The following is a 23,682-nucleotide window of genomic DNA, read 5'->3' on the forward strand; positions in this document are numbered from 1 at the left end:
TCGTGCGGTCCCCGATTGGGACGAACCCGTCACGCCTTCTTCGCGGCGGTCTTCTTGGCCGGGGCCTTCTCGGCAAGAGCCTTCTTGGCCGGGCCTTTTCTTGCCGCGGCGTTCTTGGTGGCCGCCGGGGTTGCTTTGGCAGGAGCCGCCTTCTTGGCGGGAGCCTTCTTGACGGGGGCCTTTTTCGCGGGGGCCTTCGTGCCCGCGGCCTTTTTCGCAGGCGCTTTCTCGGCCGCGGCCTTCTTCGCAGGCGCTTTTTTGGCTGCCGTCTTCTTCGCAGGCGTCGTCTTGGCTGCCACCTTCTTGGGCGGCGCCTTCTTGGCTGCCGCGGACTTCCTCGACGGCTCGAGGACCACCTCGTCCGCCTTCCCGCCGGTCAACCCCGCAAGTGCGGCGGCGCGCTCACCGACAGCTCGGGTCTGACCCGAGACGCTGCCGAGCGCATCCTCGGTCAGACCGACGGCGTCGTTGTACACCTTCTCCAACTTGGGCAGGTTCTCTTCGACGAGCGGCTGCGCCTTGAGCCGCTCGACCACTTCTTCACCACGCTCGGACAGTGCGGTGAGCAGGCCGGCCGCCACAGCGAGGTAGGCCTCGGCCACCTTGCGGAGTTCCTCCGGGGTGAACCGGGCGCGGAGGTCCTCGATCTCGGTGGGCAATTCGACCGGGAGCGAGGACAGTTTCGTCCGTGCCTCCTCGAACAGCGCCAGAGCCGAATCCCGCGTCTCGTCGACCCGGGCCTGCGCCTTGCTCTGCGCGTCGCCGAGTCGTCTCTGGGCCTCGTCGCCGGCAGCCTCGCTGCGCTCACGGAGGTCGGTCAGCAGGGCTGCCACCTGCTCGATCACGGTGCTCATCGGGTTCTCCGGCATGGCTTCACTCCTTGACGTCGGTGTTCTCTCGTCGGAACGACTCGTAGATCTCGAGCAACATCTGCTTCTGGCGTTCGCTGATCGAGTCGTCGGCGAGCAGCGCGTCGCGCACCGGCCCCGCCGGCCGCTCCTCGAGGATCCCTGCGCGCACGTAGAGGACCTCGGCGGACACTCGCAGGCCCTTGGCGATCTGGGCGAGGACGTCGGCCGACGGCTTGCGGAGTCCCCGCTCGATCTGACTCAGATACGGATTGCTCACGCCCGCGCGCTCGGCCAGTTGCCGCAGCGACACCTCGGCCGCGACGCGCTGCGCCCGGATGAAGCCGCCGATGTCCTGTGCTGCCGTCGCCACCGCATCCTGTGCGGCGGTGGCCACCGCCTCGACCGCTTCGACCGGCCCGGCCGAACTGTCGTCGTCGGCCGGTGGTTCCCCACCCTCGGCCGGCTCGGGCAGGTCGTTCTCGTGCGGTCTCATCACACTCCCGTTCGGTTCCTCCCCACCAGTATCGGCGGGAGTGCTAGCTAGTGCAAGCACAGAGCTAACCACCAGAGCGGGCTACCCGAAGATCAGTACCGAGACGGTGTAGATCGCGAGACCGGCGAGCGCGCCGACGACAGTGCCGTTGATCCGGATGAACTGGAGGTCGCGACCGACCTGTAGTTCGATCTTGCGGCTGGTCTCGTCGGCGTCCCAGCCGCGCACGGTCTCGGTGATCACCGAGATGATCTCCTGCGAGTAGTTGACCGCCACGTGCCGGGCCGCCCGCGCCACCCAACCGTTCATCTTCTCCTGCAACGGCCGGTCGTCGCGGATGCGAACGGCCAGCTGGATCGCCGCGTCCGACAACGAGTTCCGCAGTGTGCTGTTCGGGTCGGTCAGCATCTGCTCGATCACCGCCTTGCCCGTCTTCCAGGCGGTCGACGCCGCATCGGAGACCTCGTCGCGTCCGATCAGCTCGTGCTTGATGGATTCGAACCGGGCGATCATCTCTGGATCGTGTTGCAGGTCGTCGGCGAACTGTTCGACGAACTGATGCATCGAACGGCGCAGCTGGTGGTCCGGCTCGGTGCGCACCTTGTAGGTGAAGTCGACGAGCTCGCGGTAGATCTTGTCGCCGAGCATGGCGTTGACGAACTTCGGTTTCCAGGACGGCCCGACATCCTGGTCGACGACGCGGTCGATCAGATCCTGGCTGCCCAGCGCCCACTCATGGGCGCGGTCACACGCCAGCTGGAACACCGGCTCGAGCCGATCCTCGGCGATGAGCTGCTCGAGGATCCGGCCGAGCGGCTGTGCCCATTCCGGTTCTCCCGCCCACGTGATCGCGTGCTCGATGAGCTGCTCGATGTCCTCGTCGCGCAGCATCTCCGCGGCAAGCGAGATCATCCGCGCGGCCTCGTCCGACACCCGGGGCGCGTTGGCCGGATCCGCGAGCCAGCTCGACAGGCGCCGCGGCAACTCCAGACTGGTCGCACGGTGCTCGATGACGTCGGGGGTCATGAAGTTCTCTTCGATGAATCCGCCGAGCTGATCGCCGATGTCGTCCTTTTTCTTCCGGATCAGCGCGGTGTGTGGGATCGGCAGGCCCAGCGGATGCTTGAACAGCGCGGTGACGGCGAACCAGTCGGCGAGTGCGCCGACCATGCCGGCCTCCGACGCCGCGCGCACGTAGCCGACCCAGGCCGCGACGTCGGCGCCGTCCCGGTGTTCGAGGTAGCGAGCGAACAGATAGACGGCGGCCGCGAAGACGAGGAAGCCCGTCGCGACGACCTTCATCTTGCGAAGGTCGCGACGGCGTCCGGCATCGCCGGCCGAATCGGCGCCGAAACCGAGAGAGGTCTGCGGCGGCTCGACCTCGGGCGGCCGCCCGGGTTCACCGGATACGCCCGAAATGACTGTTGATGCCATTGGACCAGTTTTACCCGCGACCCACTACGCTAGCCAGGTGATGGCCAATCGCCCCAGTCCAGCCGCGGCCGCCCGTGCCGCAGTGGCCGCCGCCACGAATGTGACCCGGGGCCTCGAGCACGCACTGATCAGCACCGTCACCGAGGGCGTGGCCAAGCCCGACGGCCGCAGGCAACGCTGGGAGAAGCACAAGGCGGCACGACGCACCGAACTGACCGACGGCACCATCGACGCGGTACGCACGCTCGGCGCCGAGGTCGGGATGGACGAGATCGCCGCGCACATCGGTGTCTCCAAAACCGTTCTCTACCGGTACTTCACCGACAAGAGTGATCTCGGCGTGGCCACCGCGGTGCGTTTCTTCGAGACGATGTTGCTGCCGCGCCTGACCGAGGCGATCACCGACGACGTCGACGAGTACACGCTCACCCGGACCGCCATCGGCGTCTACGTGAACGCAGTCGCCGACGAACCGAATCTCTACAAGTTCGCATTGACGAGCCCGCCGTCGTCGGCGGCCACCGCCGACTCGGAGAAGCTCGTCGCGCAGCTGATGACCGCCGCCCTCATGTTGCGGATGACCGAGCGCGATGCCGACACCTCGGGCGCCGAGGTGTGGTCCAACGCCCTGGTGGGTGCGATCCAGCGGGCGGTCGACTGGTGGATGACCGAACGCTCCATCCCGGTCGGCGACCTGATCGACTACCTGACGATGCTGTCGTGGAGTTCCATCGTCGGCATCGCCGCGGTCAACGGATCTCGGGAAGCCTTCGTCGCGGCGCCACCGCCCCTTCCGGAGCCGCCTGTCTCCCCTGCCATCGACAACGGAATCGAGGACAAATGAGCCGAACCGCACTGGTCACCGGAGGCAGCCGCGGGGTCGGACAGGGTGTGGCCTCGGCGCTGGTGGCGGCAGGCTGGACCGTGTACGTGACGTCGCGGCACGGGACCGGACCGGACGGGACCATCGCGTTGACCTGCGACCACACCGACGACGAAGCGGTCGCCGGAGTCTTCGCCGACATCGAGCGCGACACCGAAGGACTCGACCTGCTCGTCAACAACGCCTGGGCCGCCCCGCGCGGTTTCGGCGGATTCTCCGACCGGTTCTGGGAACGTCCCGTCGACGACTGGGACACCCTGATCGACGTCGGACTCCGCGCGCACTACGTCGCGTCCGTCCATGCGGCCCGGATGATGGTGGCGCGGGGCAGCGGACTGATCGCCTCCATCTCGTCCTTCGGTTCGCGCGGGCACCTGCATTCGGTGCTGTACGGGATGAGCAAGTCGGCCCTCGACAAGATGTCTTTCGACATGGGCCACGAACTCTCAGGGACCGGCGTCACCGCGGTGTCCCTGTGGCTCGGTCTGATCAGAACCGAACTCCTGCTCTCCCTCGGGGTGGACGAGTTCGCCGGGTTCTCGTTGCGGCGCGCCGAGGATCCGGAGTTCGTGGGGCGTGTGATCGACGCTCTGGCAAGTGATCCCGGCCTGCCCGACCGCAACGGGCAGACATTGGTGACCGCCGAACTCGGCGCCCGATACGGCCTGACCAACAACGACGGCACACCACCCGACTCGCATCGGGCCGCATTCGGCGGCGGCCCCCTTTTCCCGCCGACCGCCGAACCGGCCGAGTCTGTCGGCTGAGACGTACACAGATGCGGCGTGAGCGGGCCGTCGCGACAGTTGTTGTCGTGAGCCCCCACTCACGCCGCATCTGTGTTCGACCGACCGGCCCGTAACACCCCATACGCGACCAACCCGATCACGAGCCCCCAGAACGCACCCCCGATCCCGAAGAAGGTGACCCCGGACGCGGCGGCGACAAAGGTCAGGGTGGCGGGCACACGCGTCTGCACCGCCGTGAACGCGCCGACGATCGCGCTGGCGAATGTTCCCAGAAGTGCCAGTCCGGCAACCGCTTCCACGAGTCCACCGGGTGCGAGGGTCGCGATCGTCACCAGGACGCCCGACAATCCGGCCAGTACGAGGTACGTGACCCCGGCCGACACACCGGCCACCCAGCGCCGTCCACGATCGGGCCCGGCCTCCTCCCCTGCGGCCAGCGCCGCCGACAGCGCGGCAAGGTTGATGGCGTGTCCACCGAAAGGCGCCGCGACGAGCGTGCCGACCCCTGTGACGGACATGGCGGCCCGCCATGGCGTCACGTAGCCGAAGGAGTTGAGGACCGCGACGCCCGGGATGTTCTGCGACGCCATGGTCACGATGAACAGCGGCACCGCGATACCGATGATCGCTGCCACGTCGAAGGACGGGACCGTGACCGACAAGGTGGGAAACCAGTTCGCCGAGCTCAATCCGTCCCCACCGTCGACCGCGAGGTGGATGCCGATCACCACCAGTGCGGTCACCAGTGCGAGCGGCAGCGCCCAGCGGGTCAGCCATCGCGTCGCGACCAGCCAGACCGCCAGTACGGGTATGGCCAGCGCGGGGGCGTCCACCAGCGAATGCATCGGCGCGAGACAAAGCGTCAGCAGCACGCCGGCGAGCATGGCCTGCGCGATCGGTGTCGGTATACGGGAGATCAGGTCTCCCAATGCCGGCACCAGCCCGGTCACCAGGATCAACACCCCGACGACGAGGAACGCACCGACGGCGGCCTGCCACCCCGCTTCGTACGACGCACCCATGCTGACCAGCATCGCCGCGCCCGGGGTCGACCAGGCAAGCGTGATGGGCGCGCGGGTCCGCACGCTGAGCACGATGATCCCGACACCGAAGACAACCGTCAGAGCCAAGAGTCCCGACGCCGCCTGCACGTCCGATGCACCGACAGCACGCAATCCGGCCGTGACCACCGCGAACGACGACGTGAACCCGACGAGGGCAGTGACGATGCCTGCGACGATCGGCTGCTGCAATCCGGGTTGTGCTGTGATGGTCACCGGAGTGAGGCTACCTCAATCGTTCTGTAAACAGAACGTTGGCCGCTCAGGTGGGAGAATCCAGGACAGTGACCATCGAACAGCGCCGACAAGCCGTCGGGAGTCGTATCGCCGCCCTGCGCACCGACCGTGGGTTCTCCCTGTCCGAACTCGCCCGGCGCGCCGCGATCGGCAAGGGCTCACTGTCTGAGATCGAAGCGGGACAACGTAATCCAACCCTCGACACACTCTATGCGGTGGCCGGACCACTCGGCGTCCCGCTGACCGCACTCCTCGGCGAAGATGCCGGGACCGAGGGCAGCGGCGAGTTCCTGCACGCTCAGATCCTGCACGTCGAGCACCACCCGGACGGCGCGACCACCGAGGTGGTCTGGCTTCGTGTCCTACCCGGAGGCGTCCGCACCTCCCCGGCTCACGGCCCGGGGGTCACCGAGAACGTCCATGTGGTGACCGGCGAACTCGAGGCCGGACGCGCAGGTGGCGAGCTGCATGCGGGGCCAGGGGAAACATTGCAGTGGACCAGCGACGTCGAGCACACCTACCGCAGCACACATGGCGCCACGGCCCTGCTGACCATCCACTCGCCGCCGCCCTGAACCGGCCGACCAACTCGTCCCATACGCTTCGGTCCCGCCCACCCGGCAGGGTGAGCGGGACCGAAGTCGATGAGTGCGCGACGCCCTCAGATCAGTTGGTGGCCTTCTTGGCCGGTGCCTTCTTGGCGGGGGCCTTCTTGGCCGGTGCCTTCTTCGCAGCGGCGACCTTCTTCGCCGGCGAGGCGTTGGCCGTACGACCCTTGGCCTCGACAGTCCCTGCGGCGCCGCCGATCTCGTCGGCCGCATCGGCAGTTCCGGACTTGATGGCCTGTCCCGCGCCTTCGATGTCGGCCGCGACGTCCTCGACCCGGTTGCTCACGCGGCCGGCCAGCTTGGCGGCACGCTCACCGACAACGCGGGTCTGCGACGACACGACGCCGAGGGTGTCCTCGGTCAGGTCCACTGCATCGCTGTAGACCTTGCCTGCGCGGTCGAGGTTCTCCTGCACGACAGGCTGCTGGCGCAGACGCTCGACGGTCTCCTCGCCACGCTCGGCGAGAGAGTTGTAGAAGTCCGTGGCGGACTCGAGGTAACCCTCGGCAGTCTTGCGCAGCTCCTCCGAGCTGATCTTGCCGCGCAGTTCCTCGATGCCGGCGGGCACGTCCTCGGGCAGCGCGTTGATCCGGTTCTTGGTCTCCTCGAAACGCGCCTGAGCAGTGCCTCGGGTCTCTTCGAAGCGCGCCTGAGCGCTCTCCGATGCCGACTCGGTGCGCTCGCGCAGCTGCGAGATGATGCCGTTGAACTGCGTGACGACGTAGTCGCCTGCTCCGACGGCAGCGTAGATCGGGTTGGCCAGCGTGCGTGTCGATTCACTCACAGCGACTCCTCCATCAATTGTGGTTCAGATTGTGTGGTCACCAAATACGCTGTGGCACAGAAGATATCGAACAATCAACGGTCTCGGATCGTTCGACCGCGCCGTGAATTCGATGGCGCGTCGGGCCATTCATTTGGTTCCGACAACCAGTATCCACGATCTGCTAGCAAATGCAAGCATCCTGCTAGCACTGGTGGCCCACATCACCCCTTCCCCGCATCACCCCAACCCGCAGCCGCGACGGTTTCCGTCATCCGCGACGGGTATTCGGGGTCGCGGATGACGGGAACCGTCGCGGCTGCGGGTGAGGGTGGGGAGGGAGAGGGAGGTTATTTGGTTTCGTATTGGTAGAAGCCGTGGCCGGACTTCTTGCCGAGGCGACCGGCCTCCACCATGCGCAGCAGTAGCGGCGGCGGCGAGTAGAGCGGCTCCTTGAACTCCTCGTACATCTTGTCCGCGATGGCCTTCACCGTGTCGAGGCCGACGAGGTCGGTGAGCTTCAGCGGACCCATGGGGTGGGCACACCCGAGCACCATCGCCTTGTCGATGTCCTCGACGGTCGCGAAACCGCTCTCCACCATGCGGATCGACGAGAGCAGGTATGGCACGAGGAGCGCGTTGACGACGAAACCGGAGCGATCCGCCGACCGGACCACCTGCTTGCCCAGGATGTCGTGGGCGAACGCCTCGGCACGTTCGGTGACCTCCGGCGTGGTCATCAGCGTGGTGACGAGCTCGACCAGCGGGAGCACCGGCACCGGATTGAAGAAGTGCATACCGATCACACGGTGGGCATTCGCGGTTGCCATGCCCAGCTTCATGATCGGGATCGACGACGTGTTGGACGCCAGCACCGCTTCGGGATCGGTGACGACCTTGTCGAGCTGTGTGAAGATCTCGGTCTTGACGGCCTCGTCCTCGACGACCGCCTCGCAGACCAGCTGTCGATCGGCGAAGTCTCCGAGGTCCGAGGTGAATCGGAGACGCCAGGCAGCCTGCTCGCGCTCACGCTCGGTCAGTTTGCCGCTGGACACGCCGCGATCGAGCGACCGCAGGATTCGGGTGCGGCCGGCGGCGGCCAGCTCCCGCGTGGACTCGTAGACGAGGACGTCGGCGTGCGCGCGGGCACACACCTCGGCGATGCCACCACCCATCTGACCGGCGCCGATCACGCCGACGCGAGAGATCTTCTGGCTGGCCATTGTCGGCTCCTCGAATCTGAAGAATTCTGTGCTGAAAAGTCTTTGTCGATCCGGCCCGGATACCGACGAACCCGGGGTGGGCAGAGGATCACCCTGCCCACCCCGGATGTCTTGTCAGGCAACGACTGTCAGGCCGCTGAATCAGTTCTCAGTGGAACTGGCCCTCTTCGGTCGAACCCTTCAGCGCGGTGGTGGAGCTGGTCGGGTCGACGGTGGTGGCGATGTTGTCGAAGTAGCCTGCGCCGACCTCACGCTGGTGCTTGACTGCGGTGAAGCCACGCTCGTCGGCGGCCTTGAACTCACGGTTCTGCAGGTCGACGAACGCGGTCATCTGCTCGCGGGCGTAACCGTAGGCAAGGTCGAACATGCCGTAGTTGAGCGAGTGGAAGCCGGCCAGCGTGATGAACTGGAAGGTGAAGCCCATGGCGCCGAGCTCGTTCTGGAACTTGGCGATGGTGCTGTCGTCGAGGTGCTTGCTCCAGTTGAACGACGGGCTGCAGTTGTACGAGAGCAGCTGGTCGGGGAACTCCGCCTTGACCGACTCCGCGAACTTGCGGGCCAGCTCGAGGTCCGGGGTGCCGGTCTCCATCCAGATCATGTCGGCGTACGGCGCGTAGGACTTCGCACGGGCGATGCACGGCTCGATGCCGTTCTTCACGTGGTAGTAGCCCTCGGCGGTGCGCTCACCGGTCACGAACTGCTTGTCGCGGTCGTCGACGTCGGAGGTGATCAGGGTGGCGGCCTCGGCGTCGGTGCGCGCGATGACCACGGTCGGGACACCCGCGACGTCGGCGGCGAGACGTGCCGAGTTCAGCGTGCGGACGTGCTGCTGGGTGGGGATCAGCACCTTGCCACCGAGGTGGCCGCACTTCTTCTCCGAGGCGAGCTGATCCTCCCAGTGGGTACCGGCGGCACCCGCGGCGATCATGGCCTTCTGCAGCTCGTAGACGTTGAGGGCGCCACCGAAGCCGGCCTCGCCGTCGGCCACGATCGGCACGACCCAGTTGTCCACCGAGTCGTCACCCTCGACGCGGGCGATCTCGTCGGCACGCAGCAGCGCGTTGTTGATGCGACGGACGACCGACGGCACCGAGTTCGCGGGGTACAGCGACTGGTCGGGGTAGGTGTGGCCCGACAGGTTCGCATCACCGGCGACCTGCCAACCGGACAGGTACACGGCCTTCAGGCCGGCGCGAACCTGCTGGACGGCCTGGTTACCGGTCAGCGCGCCGAGCGCGTTGATGTAGCTGCCGTCTCCGGCGTTGACACCCTCCCAGAGGATCTCGGCGCCGCGGCGGGCGAGGGTCTGCTCCTCGACGACCGAGCCCTGGAGCTGTGCGACCTGCTCGGCGGTGTAATCGCGCGTGACGCCCTTCCAACGCGGGTTGGTGTCCCAGTCCTGCTGGATCTCCGCGGCGGTACGTGGCTTTCCGACGTTGCTCATGCCTACTTCGCTTTCGTTGTCCTGCTGCGACCCGGTGGCGCCCGGGCCGGTGCTGAGAGACAGTGCCCGTGTCACGTTGCTCAGCCGCAAATTGTGCGAACAAATCAACGCTGTCCGGTGGTGCCTGTGACAAGGGTGCCACAGAACAAACGTGCAGGTCCAATCCCTTTCGTGTGCAAAATCGGGCAAGCTTTTGGCGAGCTTTTGCAAATTTTGCGAAGCTGATCATGTGAACACGAGCCTCGCCTTTGCCAAAAAGTACGCGCGTACTGCGTTTTTGTCGGCAAGGACTTGCACCCGCCGTCCACGACGGTTGGTCGCCGGGTGGGCGCGGACGAGTCGAGCGCAGGCTGGATCTGTGAGGGCGTTCACACCTGCGCGAGGTGGGTTTCAGCGCGTGGCAGCCGAAACCGCATCACCGAATGACGCCGCGAACTCCGCATCTGTCATCGGTTGCGTCGCCGGGGCCGGCGGCTTGGTGGCCGGCGTCGCCTCGCCGGCAACGGTGAGCTGGACGGTGACGGGCGCCCCGCCGGGACCGGTGACGATCGCATATCCCGCGAAGCCGATCTGGGTGCTCACCGCACCATCGGTCAGGGTTGTCGTGACCGTCGATCGCATGGTCGACGACTGTTGCACCGTTCCGTCGTCTTCCGAAGACGGCGGCGGGACCTCGGTGTACCGGGTGACGATCCGGGCACCACGCAGGTTGCCGCTCCCGATCACGGTGGTGGTGGTCGCGCATATGCCGGTCGTCGCGCGGATGTCGGCCTCGATGTCACGACGGACGGTCGAGACCAGTTCGACCAGGGACCCCTTCTCACCACGCGCCGCGAGCACCGCCGAGTTCGCGGCGTCCAGTTGCGGATTCAGGTCGGCATCAGCGGTCGGACGACATTCCGGCGGTGTCACCGCAGCCTTCGCCGCCGCCGCGATCGGGCCCCGGTTCCCCGCGACGAGGTCGGTGACCGACAACTGGGTCGGCGTGAAGCCGGCAGGCAGCTCCCCCGGCGCCATGAGCAGATCCGCCGGAACCGCCGAGGCATTCGACCCGGCCTCCGGATCGGAGCCGCCACATCCGGCGACAACCGCCAGCACTGCTGTGGCCGTGATGATCGCCGAAGCCGACCGATGGCACTGGACCGGGAGACGCACGCGGTCACCGTACCCTGAACATGCAGGCGAGCGGAGCGGCGCCCACCACGCCGCGGCGCCCGCATCCACGCACCCGCACGCGCCCGGCAGGAGGTTGCCATGACCAAGACCTACGTCGGTTCGCGGCTGCGTCAGCTCCGGTCCGAGCGGGGGCTCTCCCAGGTCGCGCTCGCACAATCCCTGGCCATCTCGCCCTCGTACCTGAACCAGATCGAACACGACGCGCGGCCGCTGACCGTGCCGGTGCTGTCGAAGATCACCGAGGTCTTCGGCGTCGACGAGGAGTTCTTCGACTCCCAGGACAGTGTCCGGCTGGTCGCCGAGCTGCGTGAGGTCCTTCTCGACGACGACGTCGAGGCCGCACCGTCGGCGACCGAGGCGCACGCCATCAGTTCCCTGGTCGCCACACATCCCGAGATCGCACAGGCGATGGTCAACCTGCATCAGCGCTATCGCATCGCCACCGATCAACTGGCGGCCGCCACCGACGAACGGGGCGATCGGAGCATGCGGGGTTCCATCACCGCTCCGCACGAAGAGGTGCGCGACTACTTCTATCAGCGCCGCAACTACATTCATGAGCTCGACGTGGCGGCCGAGGAGATGACGGTGCGGATGCGGATGCATTCGGCCGACATCCGGCGAGAGATCGCCAACCGCCTCGAGAACGTGCACGGCGTCAGCATCATCCGCCGAGTCGATCTCGGCGACTACACGCTGCACCGATTCGATCCGGAGACACGCCGGCTCGAGTTCTCCGCCGCGTTGTCCGCCGGACAGCGGACGATGAAACTTGCCGCGGAACTCGGTTACCTCGAATACGGGGACCTGCTCGACCGGCTGGTCGACGACGGCAACTTCACCAGTGACGAGGCGCGTTCGCTTGCTCTGCTCGGGCTGGCCAACTACTTCGCCGCCGCGGCCGTTCTCCCCTACAGCCAATTCCACGGTGCCGCCGAGGACTTCCGGTACGACATCGAGAGATTGTCGGCGTTCTACTCGGTTTCCTACGAGACGATCTGCCACCGACTCTCGACACTGCAGCGACCCAACCTGCGCGGCATCCCGTGGTCGTTCGTACGCGTCGACCGCGCCGGGAACATGTCGAAACGACAGTCCGCCACCGGATTCCACTTCTCTTCCAGCGGCGGCACCTGCCCGCTCTGGAATGTCTACGAGACCTTCGGATCACCGGGCAAGATCCTCACCCAGATCGCCGAGATGCCCGACGGCCGTGACTACTTCTGGGTCGCACGTACCGTCGAACGGCGCGCTGCCCGATATGGACAGCCCGGCAAGACCTTCGCCATCGGACTCGGCTGCGAACTCCGCCACGCGGGCCGGGTCATCTACTCCGACGGACTGGAGATCGGTCCACAGGCGCAGATCACGCCGATCGGCGCGGGTTGCCGAGTCTGCGAGCGCCAGAACTGTGCGCAGCGCGCGTTCCCGGCACTCGGAGCCACCCTGCACATCGATGAACACCGCAGCACGGTGTCCCCTTATATGACGAACTGACCATCAAACCAGACCCCTTGGTGTGATAGCGGTCACATTTCAGTCACGGTTACACATGTCGGTCGCGCGTCCCAGTCAAACGACTCGGACGCGGTCGTACGCTTCGGCCAGTGAGGAGGTCAACGGGGATTCCCCTCACACCCGAGAGGGAGTACGCCATGAAGCGGAAACGCTCATACCTTGCGGCCCTTCGATTCCGGAGTGGCGTAGTCACCCTCGGCGCGGTCGTCGTCCTCACCGCGACCACCGCTCTCGTCGCCCCGGTGATCGGCACCGCCGCGGCCGGCGCCGAACCACCGAACATGTTGCCCGTCCCCTCGCAGGTGCCGCATGCGATCAACGGCGCACTCCCACCCCCACCGTTCCCACGACTCGGCCGAATCCCGATGCGCGCGCAGGCCAAGGGTTTCGACCACCGCACGCTCGAGTTGCGGGAGGCGGCGCTGCCGTCGCCGACCGGGGACCCGTTGTTCGACCGTTGGCCGACGAGCCTCGCGGCCATGTCGCCGGGACAGATCATCGCCACCCGCGACGTCACCGCGACGGCCGCGCCGGTCGTGACCGCCCCTATTCGGTTCGCCACGTTGATCAAGTTCCGGAGCACCGACGCCAACGGCGCACCGTCGTTCGGCACGGCGACCATCTTGGAGCCACGGGCACCACGTACCACCGCCGCCCGCCCGATTCTGGTCAACAATCTGCCGATCGATTCACTCGGTACCGCATGCGACCCTGGATACACTCTGGCGCATGGCTTTTCGATAGCGACCAATGTGACCGACCTGATCCCGCCGACCACCCAGCTGGCACTCTCGCATGGATATGCCGTGCTCATCCCCGACCACCAGGGTCCGCGGATGGCATATGCGGAACCCGTCGTCGCGGGCCACGTGGTGCTCGACGCCATCCGCGCCGTCGGCAACCTCGATCGCCACGCCTTCGGGGCCTCCCGCGTCGCGATGGCCGGCTACTCGGGTGGGGCCATCGCCACCAACGGCGCGACAAAGCTCCTCGCCGGCTACGCCCCGGAACTGATCGGGCGCGTCGTCGGCGCCGCTCTCGGTGGGGTGCCTGCCGATTTCCGCATCCTGGTCGGCAGCATGAACGCCAATCTCGCCACCGGGCTCTTCCACGCCGCGACATTCGGTATCGCGCGCGAGCGGACCGAGATCCTGCCGATGGCAAACGATTTCGCACAATGGCTGGCCACCTCGCCACTGAAGAACGTGTGCACGATCCCGGCGGCGCTCGCCGGACAGACGTTCTGGCCGATGCAGCTGCTCTCCAACGACCCGGACCCGTTCCACTCACCGGTCGCCGAGCACATCTACCGGGTCACCAAGATGGCCGACCGTAAATCTGCTGTGCCCCTGTACATTTATCACGGCACCCAGGAGTGGTGGATCCCCGCGGTGGGCGCCCGGAACCTGTATCGCGAACAATGCCGACTCGGCGCCCACGCCGCGTATCGCGAGGTCTTCGGCGAGCACGTCAGCGCCGCCGTCCTGGGCTTCCCCGGCGCCGTCGAGTGGCTCGACCGTCGCCTGCGCGGCATCCCGGCAGGCGACGAATGCCCGCGGGTGCGCGGGCCACGCTGACCTGACGACCGACAAACGGACCCGAGTTCGGGTTCTGCGCGCACGTGTCGGGGACGCACTCTAGACTTCTCGAAGATCTGGTCAGAGAAAGCGAATGGGGTGCGAGGTGGCGACCACTGCCAGCCGATCCCGAATCGCCCGCAGCAGTATGAGGAGTGAGTGATGCCGGCGATCAACGCGTGGGGCCGATACGCGCGACGTGCCCTGATGGGCACGATGGTGGCGGTCACGGTCGCCTGCGCGACGGCGGCCACCGCGGCCGCAGACCCGCCGAACCTCTCGCCCCTGCCCGCCCAGATACCCAGCGAGATCGAGGACAGCGTCCCGGCGCCGACGATCCCGAGCCTGACACGTATCCCCTTGCGCGCGCAGACCCCCGGCGCCACCCGCGAACTCCAGGAGTTACGAGAGGCGATCATGCCGTCACCGACCGGTGACGACTTCTTCGACCTCTGGCCGGAGGATCTCGCCCGACACCGGCCGGGCGAGATCCTCCGGAGTCGTTCGGTCGCGAAGGTCGCGGCACCGCTTCTGGAGGTCCGTGTCGGTTACGCGCGCCAGATCAAGTTCCGCACCGTCGACGCCCAGGACCGTCCGCTGTTCGCCACCGCCACCCTTTTCGTGCCGCCGACGCCGTGGAAGGGCCCCGGGTCTCGCCCGGTGGTGGTGAACAATCCGCCGATCGTCGCGCTCGGAACGCGGTGCACCACGGGTTACACCTTCGCCCACGGCAAGAGCGGCGACACGAACAACACCGATCTGCGCCCCGAGACCACGCAGGAGTCCCTGGCCCGGGGCTATGCCGTCATCGTGCCGGATCACACCGGGGCCAGGATGGCCTACGCGGAACCGTATGTCGCGGCGCACGTCGTCCTGGACTCGGTTCGCGCCGCGGCATCCTTCGATCGGGAGAACTTCGGCACGGGTCCCATCGCGATGCTCGGCTACTCGGGCGGGGCGATCGCCACCAACGCGACGGCGAAGCTGATGTCGTCGTATGCACCTGAACTGACGCATCGTTTCGTCGGCGCCGCGATGGGCGGGGTACCCGCCGACTATCGGACGCTCGCCGGAGCGATGAACGCCAACCTCGCCTCAGGCGTCTTCCACGCGGCCATCCTCGGGATCGCGCGCGAGCGTCCCGAACTGTTGCCGATGGCCAACAACCTGGCTCGACAGCTGGCCACGAACGACATGATGAAGAACCTGTGCACCGGCACGATGGGCTACTTCGGCTTCACCTTCGCTCCGACGCAGATCCTGTCCACCGATCCGGACCCGTTCCGATCGCCGGTCGCCGAACGCATCTTCGACATCACCGCGATGAATGGTGACAAGGCCCCCATGCCGATCTACATCTATCACGGCGCGCAGGAATGGTGGATTCCCGCGAGTCAGGCCCGCGGGCTCTTCGCCGAACAGTGCCGCCTCGGTGCCAACGCGAGCTACCGCGAGTACCCCGGAGAGCACATGACGACCGTGTTCGTCGGTTTCCGCGACGCGATGCACTGGCTCGACGAGCGGTTGTCCGGTCACCGGCCGGTCAGTCAGTGTCCGCGCCGATGACCGGTATCGCCTGCCGACGAGGTCAGTAGACGAGGACGCGGACGTTCTCCGCGACGCACGCCGGCTTCTCGACGCCCTCGATCTCGATCGTGTTCTTGACCACCATGTTCACACCCGCGGGCGTCTCGTCGACGGAGGTGATCACGGCGTTCGAACGGATGCGTGAGCCAACCTTCACCGGGTTGGGAAAGCGCACCTTGTTGGCGCCGTAGTTGATGACGAGTTTGGGTCCCTCGACCGTGAAGATGCCACCGGCCAGCACCGGCAGCAGCGACAGCGTCAGGTACCCGTGCGCGATGGTGGCACCGAACGGGCCGTCCTTCGCGCGTTCCGGATCGACGTGAATCCACTGATGGTCGCCGGTCGCCTCGGCGAAGGCATCGACGCGGTCCTGAGTGATCTCCATCCACTCGCCGGACCCCAGATCCTCCCCGATCGCAGCCTTCATTTCCTCGACACTGGTGAACGTTCGCTGTGTGGTGCTCGTCATAGTCTCGGTAGTCTACCGTGGCGTCATGGGCACTCCGCACGTCGCGCCGGGCGACTCCACCACACCTCGCGTCGCGCCCGGCGGGTTCCGCGAACTCGGACCGATCAACTGGATGTTCGCCCGCGGGGCGGCCCGGGTGATCGGTGTCGACAACGCGCGCATCTTCTCCACCCTTGGCCGGGCGAAGGGCCTGTTCCGTGCCTGGCTGCACTTCGGTGGACGACTGATGCCGTTCGGCGCCTTGTCGCGCAAGGAATCCGAGATGATCATCATCCGGGTCGCGCATCTACGCGATTGCGACTACGAGCTCGATCACCACCGACGGCTGGGCGCTCGTGCGGGTGTCAAGGGTGAGATCTTCGACCGCGTGCTGGAAGGACCCCAGGCCGGCTGGGGCGATCGCGAACGGGCGCTGCTGCAGGCAACCGACGAACTCGTCACCGCCAAGGACATCAGCGACGAGACGTGGACCGCCCTGCGTCGACATCTCGACGACGGCAAGCTGATCGCGTTCGTCCTGCTGGTCGGACAGTACGACATGCTCGCGACGACCATCGGCACGCTGCGGGTGCAGCGGGACACCCGCGTCTGAACCACACCACCCCGGGGGCTGAGACGACATGGATTCGATTGCGCAGCAGCTGATGCGCAACCCAGTGTTCTCGCATGTGTACGAACAACTCTGGCGGCCGGTCTTCACCCGGCTGTTCAGTCTCGGAGGATCGGGAACCGCAGATTTCGACACCGCACTCTCTGCGTACCTGGCGCGGCCCGGCGACCGGCGCATCCTCGATGTCGCCTGCGGCCCGGGCAATTACACACGTCGTTTCGCCGACGGCCTCAGCGGCGACGGCCGGAGCATCGGCATCGACTTCTCCCCGTCGATGCTGGCAAAGGCGGCCCGTACCAACGCCACCGACCGCACGAGCTACATCCGCGCCGACGCACACTCGATCCCGTTTGCCGACAACAGCTTCGACACCGTCACCTGTCTGGCGGCGCTCTACCTGATCCCGGATCCGCTGCCCGTCGTCGACGAGTTGTTGCGCGTGACGCGCCCCGGTGGCGAGGTGGTGATCTTCACGTCGGTGCAGACCGACCTCACCTCGCTGCCCGGCGTCCGCGAGGTCGCGGGGATGTCGGGCTATCGGATCTTCGGCAGACATGAGATCGTCGAGCGGCTCCACGCGGCCGGGGCCGAGCATGTGGAGCAGACCATCACGGGCCAGGGACAGTACGTGCTCGCGGTCAAGCCGGACCCGCGTGAGGCGGATCAGAAGTCCCGGTAGTCCCGCACCGACATCCTCGGTCCGCGCCGCTCACGCCGGGATCCGTTCAGCTCGATCATCCGGATGATTCGCTGACGTTGCCCCGCATAGGGTTCGAGCAGTTCGAGCATGCCGTCGTCGTCGACGGGCCGGCCGATCAGGGTCTGTCCCACCAGCGCCGGGATGTGATAGTCGCCCACATTGACCACATCGGTGTCGCCGACCGCCCGCGCGCGGGTCTCCGCCTCGGTCCACCGGCCCACGCCTCGCAGCAGCCGGAGACGGTCGGGGTGGCGTTCGACGTCCATCGAGGTCGCTCCGCGGATGGTGCGCATTCGTACCGGCTCGATCCCGCTGCGATGCCATTCCCAATTGGGGATCTGCGCCCACATCGGCTGGGCGGGCGGCACCCGCATGGTGTCCGGCACCGGCCCGGGAGCCTGTTCACCATAGCGGCGCAACAGATATCGCCACGCCCGCCACGCCTCGGTGCCGACGACCTTCTGTTCGAGGATGGCCGGTACCAGCGCCTCCCAGACCCGGTCGGTACGTCCGATGCGTAGGCCCTCGGACCGTCGGACGAGTTGTCCGACCACCTCGTCGCGCACGACGAGCGCGCTCGGGTCGTCTTGTGCGCCGAGCAGGTCGGGCATCTGCTCGAGCAGCCAATCGGCGCCCGCGCCCCACGATCGGCCGGTGACGGTGGAGCCGTCGGAGCGGATCGCCAGGGTGCCCGGCCCGTCCGGCGTGTGCACCGCCCGCCACACCGACCCGTCCCGCCCATAGGTGAAGGCGGGGTCACCCGTTCCGCGCCGGAGCATCCCGACGGTCGCGCGGATGTCGAGGGGGAACGTCGGCGTCCATTGCCGCTGCTTCATGGCCATTCCGTAGCAATAATCCGCGCCTGCCGCGGATTATTGCTACGAATCGACATTCACAGGTTGATCATGTGCCCGATCGCGCCGTGGAAGGTCTCCTGGAGTGCTTCCGACAGGGTCGGATGGGTGTGCACGTTGCGGGCCAGTTCCTTGGCGGTCAGGTCCCACTTGTGGGCCAGCGTCATCTCGGGGAGCATCTCGGAGACGTTGTCGCCGACGAGGTGTCCGCCGAGCAGTTCGTCGGTGTCGGCGTTGGTGAGCAGCTTCGCGAAGCCTGCCGTCTCGCCGAGCCCCTGGGCCTTGCCGTTGGCGCTGAAGGGGAACGTCGTCGCCTTGACGTTGTAGCCCTCGTCCTTGGCCTGCGCCTCGGTGAGACCGAACGACGCGACCTGCGGCTGGCAGAAGGTGGCACGCGGCATGAACCGGTAGTCGCCGAGCGTCATCGTCTCGGCGCCGGCCATCGCCTCGGCGGCCACCACACCCTGGGCCTCCGCGACGTGCGCGAGCATCAGCTTCGCCGTGACATCGCCGATGGCATAGATGTTGTCGACGTTGGTGCGCATGAAGTCGTCGATGGCGATGGCGCCACGGTCGGTCAGCTCGACGCCGGTGTTCTCGAGGCCGAATCCCTCGACGCGCGGTGCGAATCCGACCGACATCAGCACCTTGTCGACGGTGATCTCGCCGTCGTTGTCCTTGGCGTCCTTGTAGCTCACGGTGACGCTGTCGCCGTTGTCCTTGACGGACTGGACCTTGGTGGAGGTCAGCACCTTGACGCCGAGCTTCTTGTACTCCTTGGCGATGGCCTTGGACGCATCTGCGTCCTCGTTGGGCAGCACGCGGTCGAGGAACTCGACGATGGTGACGTCTACGCCGTAGTTGGCGAGCACATAGCCGAACTCCATGCCGATGGCGCCCGCACCGACGATCACGATCGACTTCGGCAGCTCGCGGGTGAGGATCTGCGTCTCGTAGGTCACGACATTGTCGGACAGCTCGACGCCCGGCAGCAGCTTCACCGTGGAGCCGGTGTTGATGATGACGTTGTCGAAGGTGATCTCCCGATCGCCGACGACGATGGTCTTCGCGTCCTTGAACTTCCCGTAACCGTCGATCTCGGTGATCTTGTTCTTCTTCATCAGGAAGTGGACGCCCTTGACGATGCCGTCGGACACCTTGCGGCTGCGGTCGAAGGCCGCACCGAAGTCGAACGAGACGTCGCCGGTCATGCCGAAGGTCTTCGCCTGATGGTTGAAGATGTGGGCCAGCTCGGCGTTGCGCAGGAGCGCCTTGGACGGGATACATCCGACGTTGAGGCAGACGCCGCCCCAGTACTTCTCTTCGATGACGGCGGTTTTCATGCCCAGCTGGGCAGACCGGATCGCGGCCACGTACCCACCTGGACCAGCACCCAGGACAACTGTTTGGAAGTGTTCAGACACGTCTGCCAGCCTACGTCGCACCATGTCGCGGCCGCAGGGCGTCCCCATACCGAGTAGTAACTTCTGCCGGATGACGCGGGTCGAGACCGCAGGCGCGGGCCCCGTCGGGTCACGCGAGTCGTCGACGGCCCGCGTCAGCCCGCGACAACCGCGTGAGCATAGCGCCGAGGGGCACCGATGTCCGGACTTTCAATCAATGATTGAAACGATGATTGAGTTGTGCTTCCATCGAACGCATGCCCCCGCCGACGACCGCCCATCGGGGCGGCCCCACCCGAACGGCACTGCTCACCGCCGCCGAGTCGCTGTTCCTCGCCGACGGCTACGAGAAGGTGTCGGTCCGGGCGATCTGCGCTGCCGCCGACGCCAACGCGGCGGCAGTTCACTATCACTTCGGCTCGAAGGACCGGCTCGCCGTCGAACTCCTCGAGGATCGGTTGGCTCCGCTCTGGGCCGACCCGCTCGACCGCTTCGATCCGGCCATCTCGGACGTCACCGAACTCGTCGACCTCGTCCTGCGGCCGTTTGTCGACATCCAGGACGACCCGGTCGGCCGACTGCATCTGCGGTTGCTCGCGCGCTTCGTCCGGTCGCATCCGCAGGCCGCCTGGACCCGTCCGTGGTTCCAGCTCGACCGCTGGTCCGGGGTGCTCGTCCGCCTGGTCGACGACATCTCCGACGACGATGCGCGCCGACGCTGGGGTCTTGCGTTCCAGCTGATCCTCACGCAGTTCGGCGGCGAGCAGCCGCTGCCACCCGCCGCCACCGCGGCACTCGCGGACTTCGTCGTCGCCGGCCTCTCCGTCCCCGCCCATCCGTCCCCATCAGCAGCCCCGCCCCAGGAGACCTCATGACCGCACCCGATCCGTTCACCCCGGCGCGCCTCGGACCGCTCACCCTGCGCAACCGTTTGATCAAGTGCGCGACCTTCGAGGGCGCCACCCCGGACGCACTGGTGACCGACGACCTCATCGACTTCCACCGCGAGGTCGCCGCGGGCGGGGTCGCGATGACCACGGTGGCCTATTGCGCCGTGGCTCCCGAAGGCCGGACCGACCGTCACCAGATCTGGCTGCGCGACGAGGCGATGCCCGGCCTCCGACAGCTCACCGACGCCATCCACGCCGAAGGCGCTCTCGCCGCCGCACAACTCGGGCACGCCGGTCCGGTGGCGAACTCGGTGTCCAATCGCAAGAAGGCGCTCGGCCCATCCCGCATCCCTGCGCCGATGGGCATGTCCGTCACCCAGAAGCTGGACGCGGACGGGATCACCGAGATGCTCACGACCTTCCGTCGCGCGGCGCGCATCGCCGTCGACTCCGGGTTCGACGGCCTCGAGATCCACTGCGGACACAACTACCTGATCAGCTGCTTCCTGTCCCCGTTGCTCAATCACCGGCGCGACGGATACGGCGGCTCGCTGGTCAACCGTGCGCGGTTCGCACGTGAGGTCGTCGAGGCCGTTCGTGACGAGGTCGGCGACGAGGCCGCGGTCTGGGCGAAACTCAACATGTTCGACGGCGTGGGCACACCCGGGCCGGGTCACGGTGGACGTCTGAGCGGTTTCAACATCGACGAGGCGTGTGCGGTGGCACAGCTCCTCGAGTCCGACGGCCACCTCGACGCGATCGAGCCGACCGCCGGCAGCTCGCTGCTCAACCCGATGTACCTGTTCCACGGAGAGCCGCCGCGTGAGGAGTTCGCGGACGCGTTCCGGGGCGCCATGCGGCTCGGCCTCAAGGCGATGAGCCCGGTGTTCCTCAAGCACTACGAGTACCACGACGCTTATCTGCTGCCCCTGGCTCGCCAGCTGCGCGCCGCGGTGCGGATGCCGCTGATCCTGTTGGGCGGCATCACCGACCGCGCGTCGATGGACCTGGCGCTGGCGGAGGGTTTCGACTTCGTCGCGATGGGCCGCGCGCTCCTGCGCGAACCGGACCTGCCGTTGCTCATCCAGGCCGACCCGACGACGACGTCACGCTGTGTGCACTGCAACCTCTGCATGCCGACGATCTACAGTCACACGCGCTGCCCGATCCGGGCGGGCGAGGTCCCCGACCCCCTCCCCTAACCCCACCCACCCCACCTTCCTCGGTCCGTTCTGGCCGCACTTCCACGTTCCGGCTTCAGGCGGATCCTGCGGCCGGAAGCCGAAACTGCGGCCAGAACCACATCGTGGGTGCGACGCGGAGGTCAGGTCCGCGTGAACTCGCCGTTCGACATCTCGTCGTCGTAGTACTCGATCGTCATCCGCGGGCTCGGCTCGTTCCCCGCGCCGTCGAAGGTGACCTTGGAGATCGACCCGGGCTCGGCGTTCTCGGTGCGCAGCGTGAACGTGTAGGTGTTGCCATCCCAGTGACCGAGCTCGTGGGTCGTCGCCCCGCCGGGGCCCAGGGCGAGGATGAGCTTGCCGTTCTGCTCGCGCACCACGGCGGGTCCGTAGACATCGTTGCGGTACGTGCCGGCATACGTCGACAAGGGCTGCGCCGGAGTCAGATCCGCCGGCGGCTGCTGGCCCACCAGGCTGCCCGACGGCTTGGCCATCGCGGCGTAGGCGTCCCCGTAGAGCGTGCGCCAGTCGTGGCGGACCTCGCCGAACTGGACGATGTCGGCGAACTCACCCGTCAGCGCGTCCACGGCGCCGATAGGTGCGGCGTTGGACAACGCGACGATCGCGACGTCGGCCGACGGCATGACCAGGAAGTTGGTTCCGGCTCCCATCGAGAAGGCGCCCGAATGACTGTATTGCGTGCGCCCGCCTTCGGTGACCGACACGTTGAATCCGTACCCGTAGTAGCCGGCGCGGGCGTCCGGGGAGCCGGCGGGCGACGAGACGATCTCCGGGGTGACGGCCGGCAGCAGCGCGTCCGCACCGACGATCTGCTTGCCGGCGTACATCCCGTTGCCGAGCAGCATCGCCATCCAGTGCGTCAGGTCGTTCACCGATGAGGAGACGCCACCGGCAGGCGCCTGGGCGTCGGGATCACGCTGCTGCGGTGTCTTGACCCACTTGCCGTCTGCCTGCACGTGGCCGACGACCCGGTCGGGCTCGGCCTCGAAATCGCGGAAACGAGAACTGGTGTGGGTCATGCCGAGCGGACCGTAGAGCGCCTGCTCCGAGAGCGTCTCCCAGTCCTTCCCGGACTTGCGCGCCGCCGACTCGGCGGCCGCCGTCACCCCGAAGTTGGTGTAGTTGTACGTGACGCGGAACGGGTCGAGCGGCACATAGCGCATCCGGGCCAGGACCTGCTCCCGGTCGTACCCGAGCTCCTCGAGCTTGTCCCCGGCATGATCGGGTAGTCCCGAACGGTGCGCGTACATGTCCCCGATGGTGACGTTTTGACTGACATACAGATCGGAGAGCGCGAAGCCCGGAAGGTTCTCCGCGACCGGGGTGTCCCACCCCACCACCTTGTCGGTGATCAGCTTGGCGATCACCGTGGAGCCGAGCGGCTTCGACATCGAGGCCAACGGGAACACTGTATCGGCATCCACTTTCCGGTCGGTGCCCACCTCGGCCACGCCGAAACCCTTGGCGTACACCGATTCACCGCCGTGTACCACGGCCACCGCCATCCCCGGAATCCCGGTGGACGCCATCAGGGATTCGACGAGGCCGTCGAGCCTGCCGACGGCGGTCTCGACCGCATCGGCCGGGAGGTCCTGTGCGACGACGGTGTTCGGGTCGACCGGCTCTGTGACGGCGGAGGTCGCCGACGACGACGAGGAGCCGGTGTCCGATGGTGCGGTGTCGCACGCGGCGACGGCGGTGGCGGCGAGTGCCGTCGCCACGAGCGCGGCGGCCGATCGTCGGACTCGCGCGTGCGATGTGGTCCGAACGCCCATGAGTCCATACCTGCTTCCTCGAGGTGACCGCTGGCTCCCGACCTGACACGACTCCCTCCGACCGACCAACAGAATATCCGTCTCCGACGTGCGAGGGGCGTGCTTCGACGACTCCGCGCGGTGACCCGTCGCCACGTGAACACGGTCACCAGCGGCAGACCTCGACCGGCACCGC

The 23,682-nt window shown here is 67.0% G+C and carries 22 protein-coding genes; 10 read left to right on the forward strand and 12 right to left on the reverse strand.

Annotation, left to right across the window (positions count from 1 at the left end; translation table 11 throughout):
• Nucleotides 1–29: 29 nt before the first annotated feature.
• The 3 genes from GTV32_RS12255 to GTV32_RS12265 all read right to left on the reverse strand — a co-directional run bounded on the left by GTV32_RS12255 (nt 30) and on the right by GTV32_RS12265 (nt 2,778).
• Complete coding sequence (locus tag GTV32_RS12255; protein WP_161060548.1) at nt 30–869, reverse strand: histone H1-like repetitive region-containing protein; 840 nt, start codon at nt 867–869, stop codon at nt 30–32.
• Between the two features lie 4 nt (nt 870–873).
• Nucleotides 874–1,344 carry a helix-turn-helix transcriptional regulator gene (locus GTV32_RS12260; protein WP_161060549.1) on the reverse strand — a complete coding sequence of 157 codons (471 nt, stop codon included), beginning with the start codon at nt 1,342–1,344 and terminating at the stop codon, nt 874–876.
• A gap of 81 nt (nt 1,345–1,425) precedes the next feature.
• Nucleotides 1,426–2,778 (reverse strand): DUF445 family protein, encoded by a 1,353-nt coding sequence (locus tag GTV32_RS12265; RefSeq protein ID WP_161060550.1) that lies wholly within the window; start codon nt 2,776–2,778, stop codon nt 1,426–1,428.
• A 40-nt stretch (nt 2,779–2,818) separates the two neighbouring features.
• Here GTV32_RS12265 and GTV32_RS12270 point away from each other — a divergent pair, with 40 nt between their 5' ends.
• The gene (locus GTV32_RS12270) at nt 2,819–3,622 is read left to right on the forward strand and encodes a TetR/AcrR family transcriptional regulator (protein WP_202421767.1); all 804 of its coding nucleotides are present in this window, start codon (nt 2,819–2,821) and stop codon (nt 3,620–3,622) included.
• A complete protein-coding gene (locus GTV32_RS12275) occupies nt 3,619–4,428 on the forward strand; it encodes an SDR family NAD(P)-dependent oxidoreductase (RefSeq protein WP_161060552.1) in 810 nt (269 codons plus the stop codon). Before GTV32_RS12270 ends, GTV32_RS12275 begins: the two co-directional genes overlap by 4 nt.
• 59 nt (nt 4,429–4,487) lie before the next feature.
• On the opposite strand, the gene GTV32_RS12280 is transcribed toward GTV32_RS12275, so the two are convergent.
• A complete protein-coding gene (locus tag GTV32_RS12280; RefSeq protein WP_161060553.1) occupies nt 4,488–5,687 on the reverse strand; it encodes a benzoate/H(+) symporter BenE family transporter in 1,200 nt (399 codons plus the stop codon).
• A gap of 68 nt (nt 5,688–5,755) precedes the next feature.
• On the opposite strand from GTV32_RS12280, the gene GTV32_RS12285 reads away from it, so the two are divergent.
• On the forward strand, nt 5,756–6,283 hold the full coding sequence (locus GTV32_RS12285; protein WP_161060554.1) for a helix-turn-helix domain-containing protein: 528 nt from the start codon (nt 5,756–5,758) through the stop codon (nt 6,281–6,283).
• 91 nt (nt 6,284–6,374) lie between these two features.
• Here GTV32_RS12285 and GTV32_RS12290 read toward each other — a convergent pair whose 3' ends face one another.
• From GTV32_RS12290 to GTV32_RS12305, 4 genes are all read right to left on the reverse strand, one after another.
• Entirely contained in the window at nt 6,375–7,100 is a 726-nt protein-coding gene (locus GTV32_RS12290) for a heparin-binding hemagglutinin (protein WP_161060555.1), read from the reverse strand.
• A gap of 329 nt (nt 7,101–7,429) precedes the next feature.
• A complete protein-coding gene (locus GTV32_RS12295) occupies nt 7,430–8,302 on the reverse strand; it encodes a 3-hydroxybutyryl-CoA dehydrogenase (protein WP_161060556.1) in 873 nt (290 codons plus the stop codon).
• 148 nt (nt 8,303–8,450) lie between these two features.
• Nucleotides 8,451–9,746: an isocitrate lyase gene (gene aceA / locus GTV32_RS12300; RefSeq protein WP_161060557.1), complete on the reverse strand. Its 1,296-nt coding sequence runs from the start codon at nt 9,744–9,746 to the stop codon at nt 8,451–8,453.
• A 390-nt stretch (nt 9,747–10,136) separates the two neighbouring features.
• Nucleotides 10,137–10,901, reverse strand: a complete 765-nt coding sequence (locus GTV32_RS12305) for a hypothetical protein (protein ID WP_161060558.1) — start codon at nt 10,899–10,901, stop codon at nt 10,137–10,139.
• A gap of 99 nt (nt 10,902–11,000) precedes the next feature.
• Here GTV32_RS12305 and ramB point away from each other — a divergent pair, with 99 nt between their 5' ends.
• From ramB to GTV32_RS12320, 3 genes are all read left to right on the forward strand, one after another.
• The gene (gene ramB / locus GTV32_RS12310; protein WP_161060559.1) at nt 11,001–12,419 is read left to right on the forward strand and encodes an acetate metabolism transcriptional regulator RamB; all 1,419 of its coding nucleotides are present in this window, start codon (nt 11,001–11,003) and stop codon (nt 12,417–12,419) included.
• 158 nt (nt 12,420–12,577) lie between these two features.
• Nucleotides 12,578–14,017 carry a lipase family protein gene (locus tag GTV32_RS12315; protein WP_237421533.1) on the forward strand — a complete coding sequence of 480 codons (1,440 nt, stop codon included), beginning with the start codon at nt 12,578–12,580 and terminating at the stop codon, nt 14,015–14,017.
• A gap of 162 nt (nt 14,018–14,179) precedes the next feature.
• The gene (locus GTV32_RS12320; protein ID WP_161060560.1) at nt 14,180–15,583 is read left to right on the forward strand and encodes a lipase family protein; all 1,404 of its coding nucleotides are present in this window, start codon (nt 14,180–14,182) and stop codon (nt 15,581–15,583) included.
• A 22-nt stretch (nt 15,584–15,605) separates the two neighbouring features.
• Here GTV32_RS12320 and GTV32_RS12325 read toward each other — a convergent pair whose 3' ends face one another.
• Nucleotides 15,606–16,073 carry a MaoC family dehydratase gene (locus tag GTV32_RS12325; protein WP_161060561.1) on the reverse strand — a complete coding sequence of 156 codons (468 nt, stop codon included), beginning with the start codon at nt 16,071–16,073 and terminating at the stop codon, nt 15,606–15,608.
• A 25-nt stretch (nt 16,074–16,098) separates the two neighbouring features.
• On the opposite strand from GTV32_RS12325, the gene GTV32_RS12330 reads away from it, so the two are divergent.
• Together GTV32_RS12330 and GTV32_RS12335 are read left to right on the forward strand one after the other, a co-directional pair.
• Complete coding sequence (locus GTV32_RS12330; protein ID WP_161060562.1) at nt 16,099–16,665, forward strand: carboxymuconolactone decarboxylase family protein; 567 nt, start codon at nt 16,099–16,101, stop codon at nt 16,663–16,665.
• 28 nt (nt 16,666–16,693) lie between these two features.
• Entirely contained in the window at nt 16,694–17,362 is a 669-nt protein-coding gene (locus tag GTV32_RS12335) for a class I SAM-dependent methyltransferase (RefSeq protein ID WP_161060563.1), read from the forward strand.
• Here the strand turns inward: GTV32_RS12335 and GTV32_RS12340 are convergent.
• Both GTV32_RS12340 and lpdA read right to left on the reverse strand, forming a co-directional pair.
• Nucleotides 17,347–18,225, reverse strand: a complete 879-nt coding sequence (locus GTV32_RS12340) for a 3-methyladenine DNA glycosylase (protein ID WP_161060564.1) — start codon at nt 18,223–18,225, stop codon at nt 17,347–17,349. The genes GTV32_RS12335 and GTV32_RS12340 overlap by 16 nt on opposite strands.
• 50 nt (nt 18,226–18,275) lie before the next feature.
• Complete coding sequence (gene lpdA / locus GTV32_RS12345; protein WP_161060565.1) at nt 18,276–19,661, reverse strand: dihydrolipoyl dehydrogenase; 1,386 nt, start codon at nt 19,659–19,661, stop codon at nt 18,276–18,278.
• Nucleotides 19,662–19,897: 236 nt separating this feature from the next.
• Between lpdA and GTV32_RS12350 the strand changes: the two genes are divergently transcribed.
• Together GTV32_RS12350 and GTV32_RS12355 are read left to right on the forward strand one after the other, a co-directional pair.
• Nucleotides 19,898–20,515 carry a TetR/AcrR family transcriptional regulator gene (locus GTV32_RS12350; protein ID WP_161060566.1) on the forward strand — a complete coding sequence of 206 codons (618 nt, stop codon included), beginning with the start codon at nt 19,898–19,900 and terminating at the stop codon, nt 20,513–20,515.
• On the forward strand, nt 20,512–21,732 hold the full coding sequence (locus GTV32_RS12355; protein ID WP_161060567.1) for an NADH:flavin oxidoreductase: 1,221 nt from the start codon (nt 20,512–20,514) through the stop codon (nt 21,730–21,732). The genes GTV32_RS12350 and GTV32_RS12355 overlap by 4 nt, the downstream gene beginning before the upstream one ends.
• Before the next feature lie 122 nt (nt 21,733–21,854).
• Here the strand turns inward: GTV32_RS12355 and GTV32_RS12360 are convergent, their stop codons facing one another.
• Nucleotides 21,855–23,507 carry a serine hydrolase gene (locus tag GTV32_RS12360; RefSeq protein ID WP_161060568.1) on the reverse strand — a complete coding sequence of 551 codons (1,653 nt, stop codon included), beginning with the start codon at nt 23,505–23,507 and terminating at the stop codon, nt 21,855–21,857.
• Nucleotides 23,508–23,682 lie beyond the last annotated feature (175 nt).

Source organism: Gordonia sp. SID5947 (assembly GCF_009862785.1).
Taxonomy (GTDB): Bacteria; Actinomycetota; Actinomycetes; order Mycobacteriales; family Mycobacteriaceae; genus Gordonia.

Bases quoted from the DNA above. Each gene is read 5' to 3' on its own strand.
- GTV32_RS12325 (WP_161060561.1), bottom strand. From the start codon at position 16,073: ATGACGAGCACCACACAGCGAACGTTCACCAGTGTCGAGGAAATGAAG.
- GTV32_RS12315 (WP_237421533.1), top strand. From the start codon at position 12,578: ATGAAGCGGAAACGCTCATACCTTGCGGCCCTTCGATTCCGGAGTGGC.
- GTV32_RS12295 (WP_161060556.1), bottom strand. From the start codon at position 8,302: ATGGCCAGCCAGAAGATCTCTCGCGTCGGCGTGATCGGCGCCGGTCAG.
- GTV32_RS12340 (WP_161060564.1), bottom strand. From the start codon at position 18,225: ATGGCCATGAAGCAGCGGCAATGGACGCCGACGTTCCCCCTCGACATC.
- GTV32_RS12270 (WP_202421767.1), top strand. From the start codon at position 2,819: ATGGCCAATCGCCCCAGTCCAGCCGCGGCCGCCCGTGCCGCAGTGGCC.
- GTV32_RS12275 (WP_161060552.1), top strand. From the start codon at position 3,619: ATGAGCCGAACCGCACTGGTCACCGGAGGCAGCCGCGGGGTCGGACAG.
- GTV32_RS12265 (WP_161060550.1), bottom strand. From the start codon at position 2,778: ATGGCATCAACAGTCATTTCGGGCGTATCCGGTGAACCCGGGCGGCCG.
- GTV32_RS12335 (WP_161060563.1), top strand. From the start codon at position 16,694: ATGGATTCGATTGCGCAGCAGCTGATGCGCAACCCAGTGTTCTCGCAT.
- GTV32_RS12330 (WP_161060562.1), top strand. From the start codon at position 16,099: ATGGGCACTCCGCACGTCGCGCCGGGCGACTCCACCACACCTCGCGTC.
- GTV32_RS12360 (WP_161060568.1), bottom strand. From the start codon at position 23,507: ATGGGCGTTCGGACCACATCGCACGCGCGAGTCCGACGATCGGCCGCC.
- GTV32_RS12260 (WP_161060549.1), bottom strand. From the start codon at position 1,344: ATGAGACCGCACGAGAACGACCTGCCCGAGCCGGCCGAGGGTGGGGAA.
- GTV32_RS12255 (WP_161060548.1), bottom strand. From the start codon at position 869: ATGCCGGAGAACCCGATGAGCACCGTGATCGAGCAGGTGGCAGCCCTG.
- GTV32_RS12350 (WP_161060566.1), top strand. From the start codon at position 19,898: ATGCCCCCGCCGACGACCGCCCATCGGGGCGGCCCCACCCGAACGGCA.
- GTV32_RS12355 (WP_161060567.1), top strand. From the start codon at position 20,512: ATGACCGCACCCGATCCGTTCACCCCGGCGCGCCTCGGACCGCTCACC.
- ramB (WP_161060559.1), top strand. From the start codon at position 11,001: ATGACCAAGACCTACGTCGGTTCGCGGCTGCGTCAGCTCCGGTCCGAG.
- aceA (WP_161060557.1), bottom strand. From the start codon at position 9,746: ATGAGCAACGTCGGAAAGCCACGTACCGCCGCGGAGATCCAGCAGGAC.
- GTV32_RS12320 (WP_161060560.1), top strand. From the start codon at position 14,180: ATGCCGGCGATCAACGCGTGGGGCCGATACGCGCGACGTGCCCTGATG.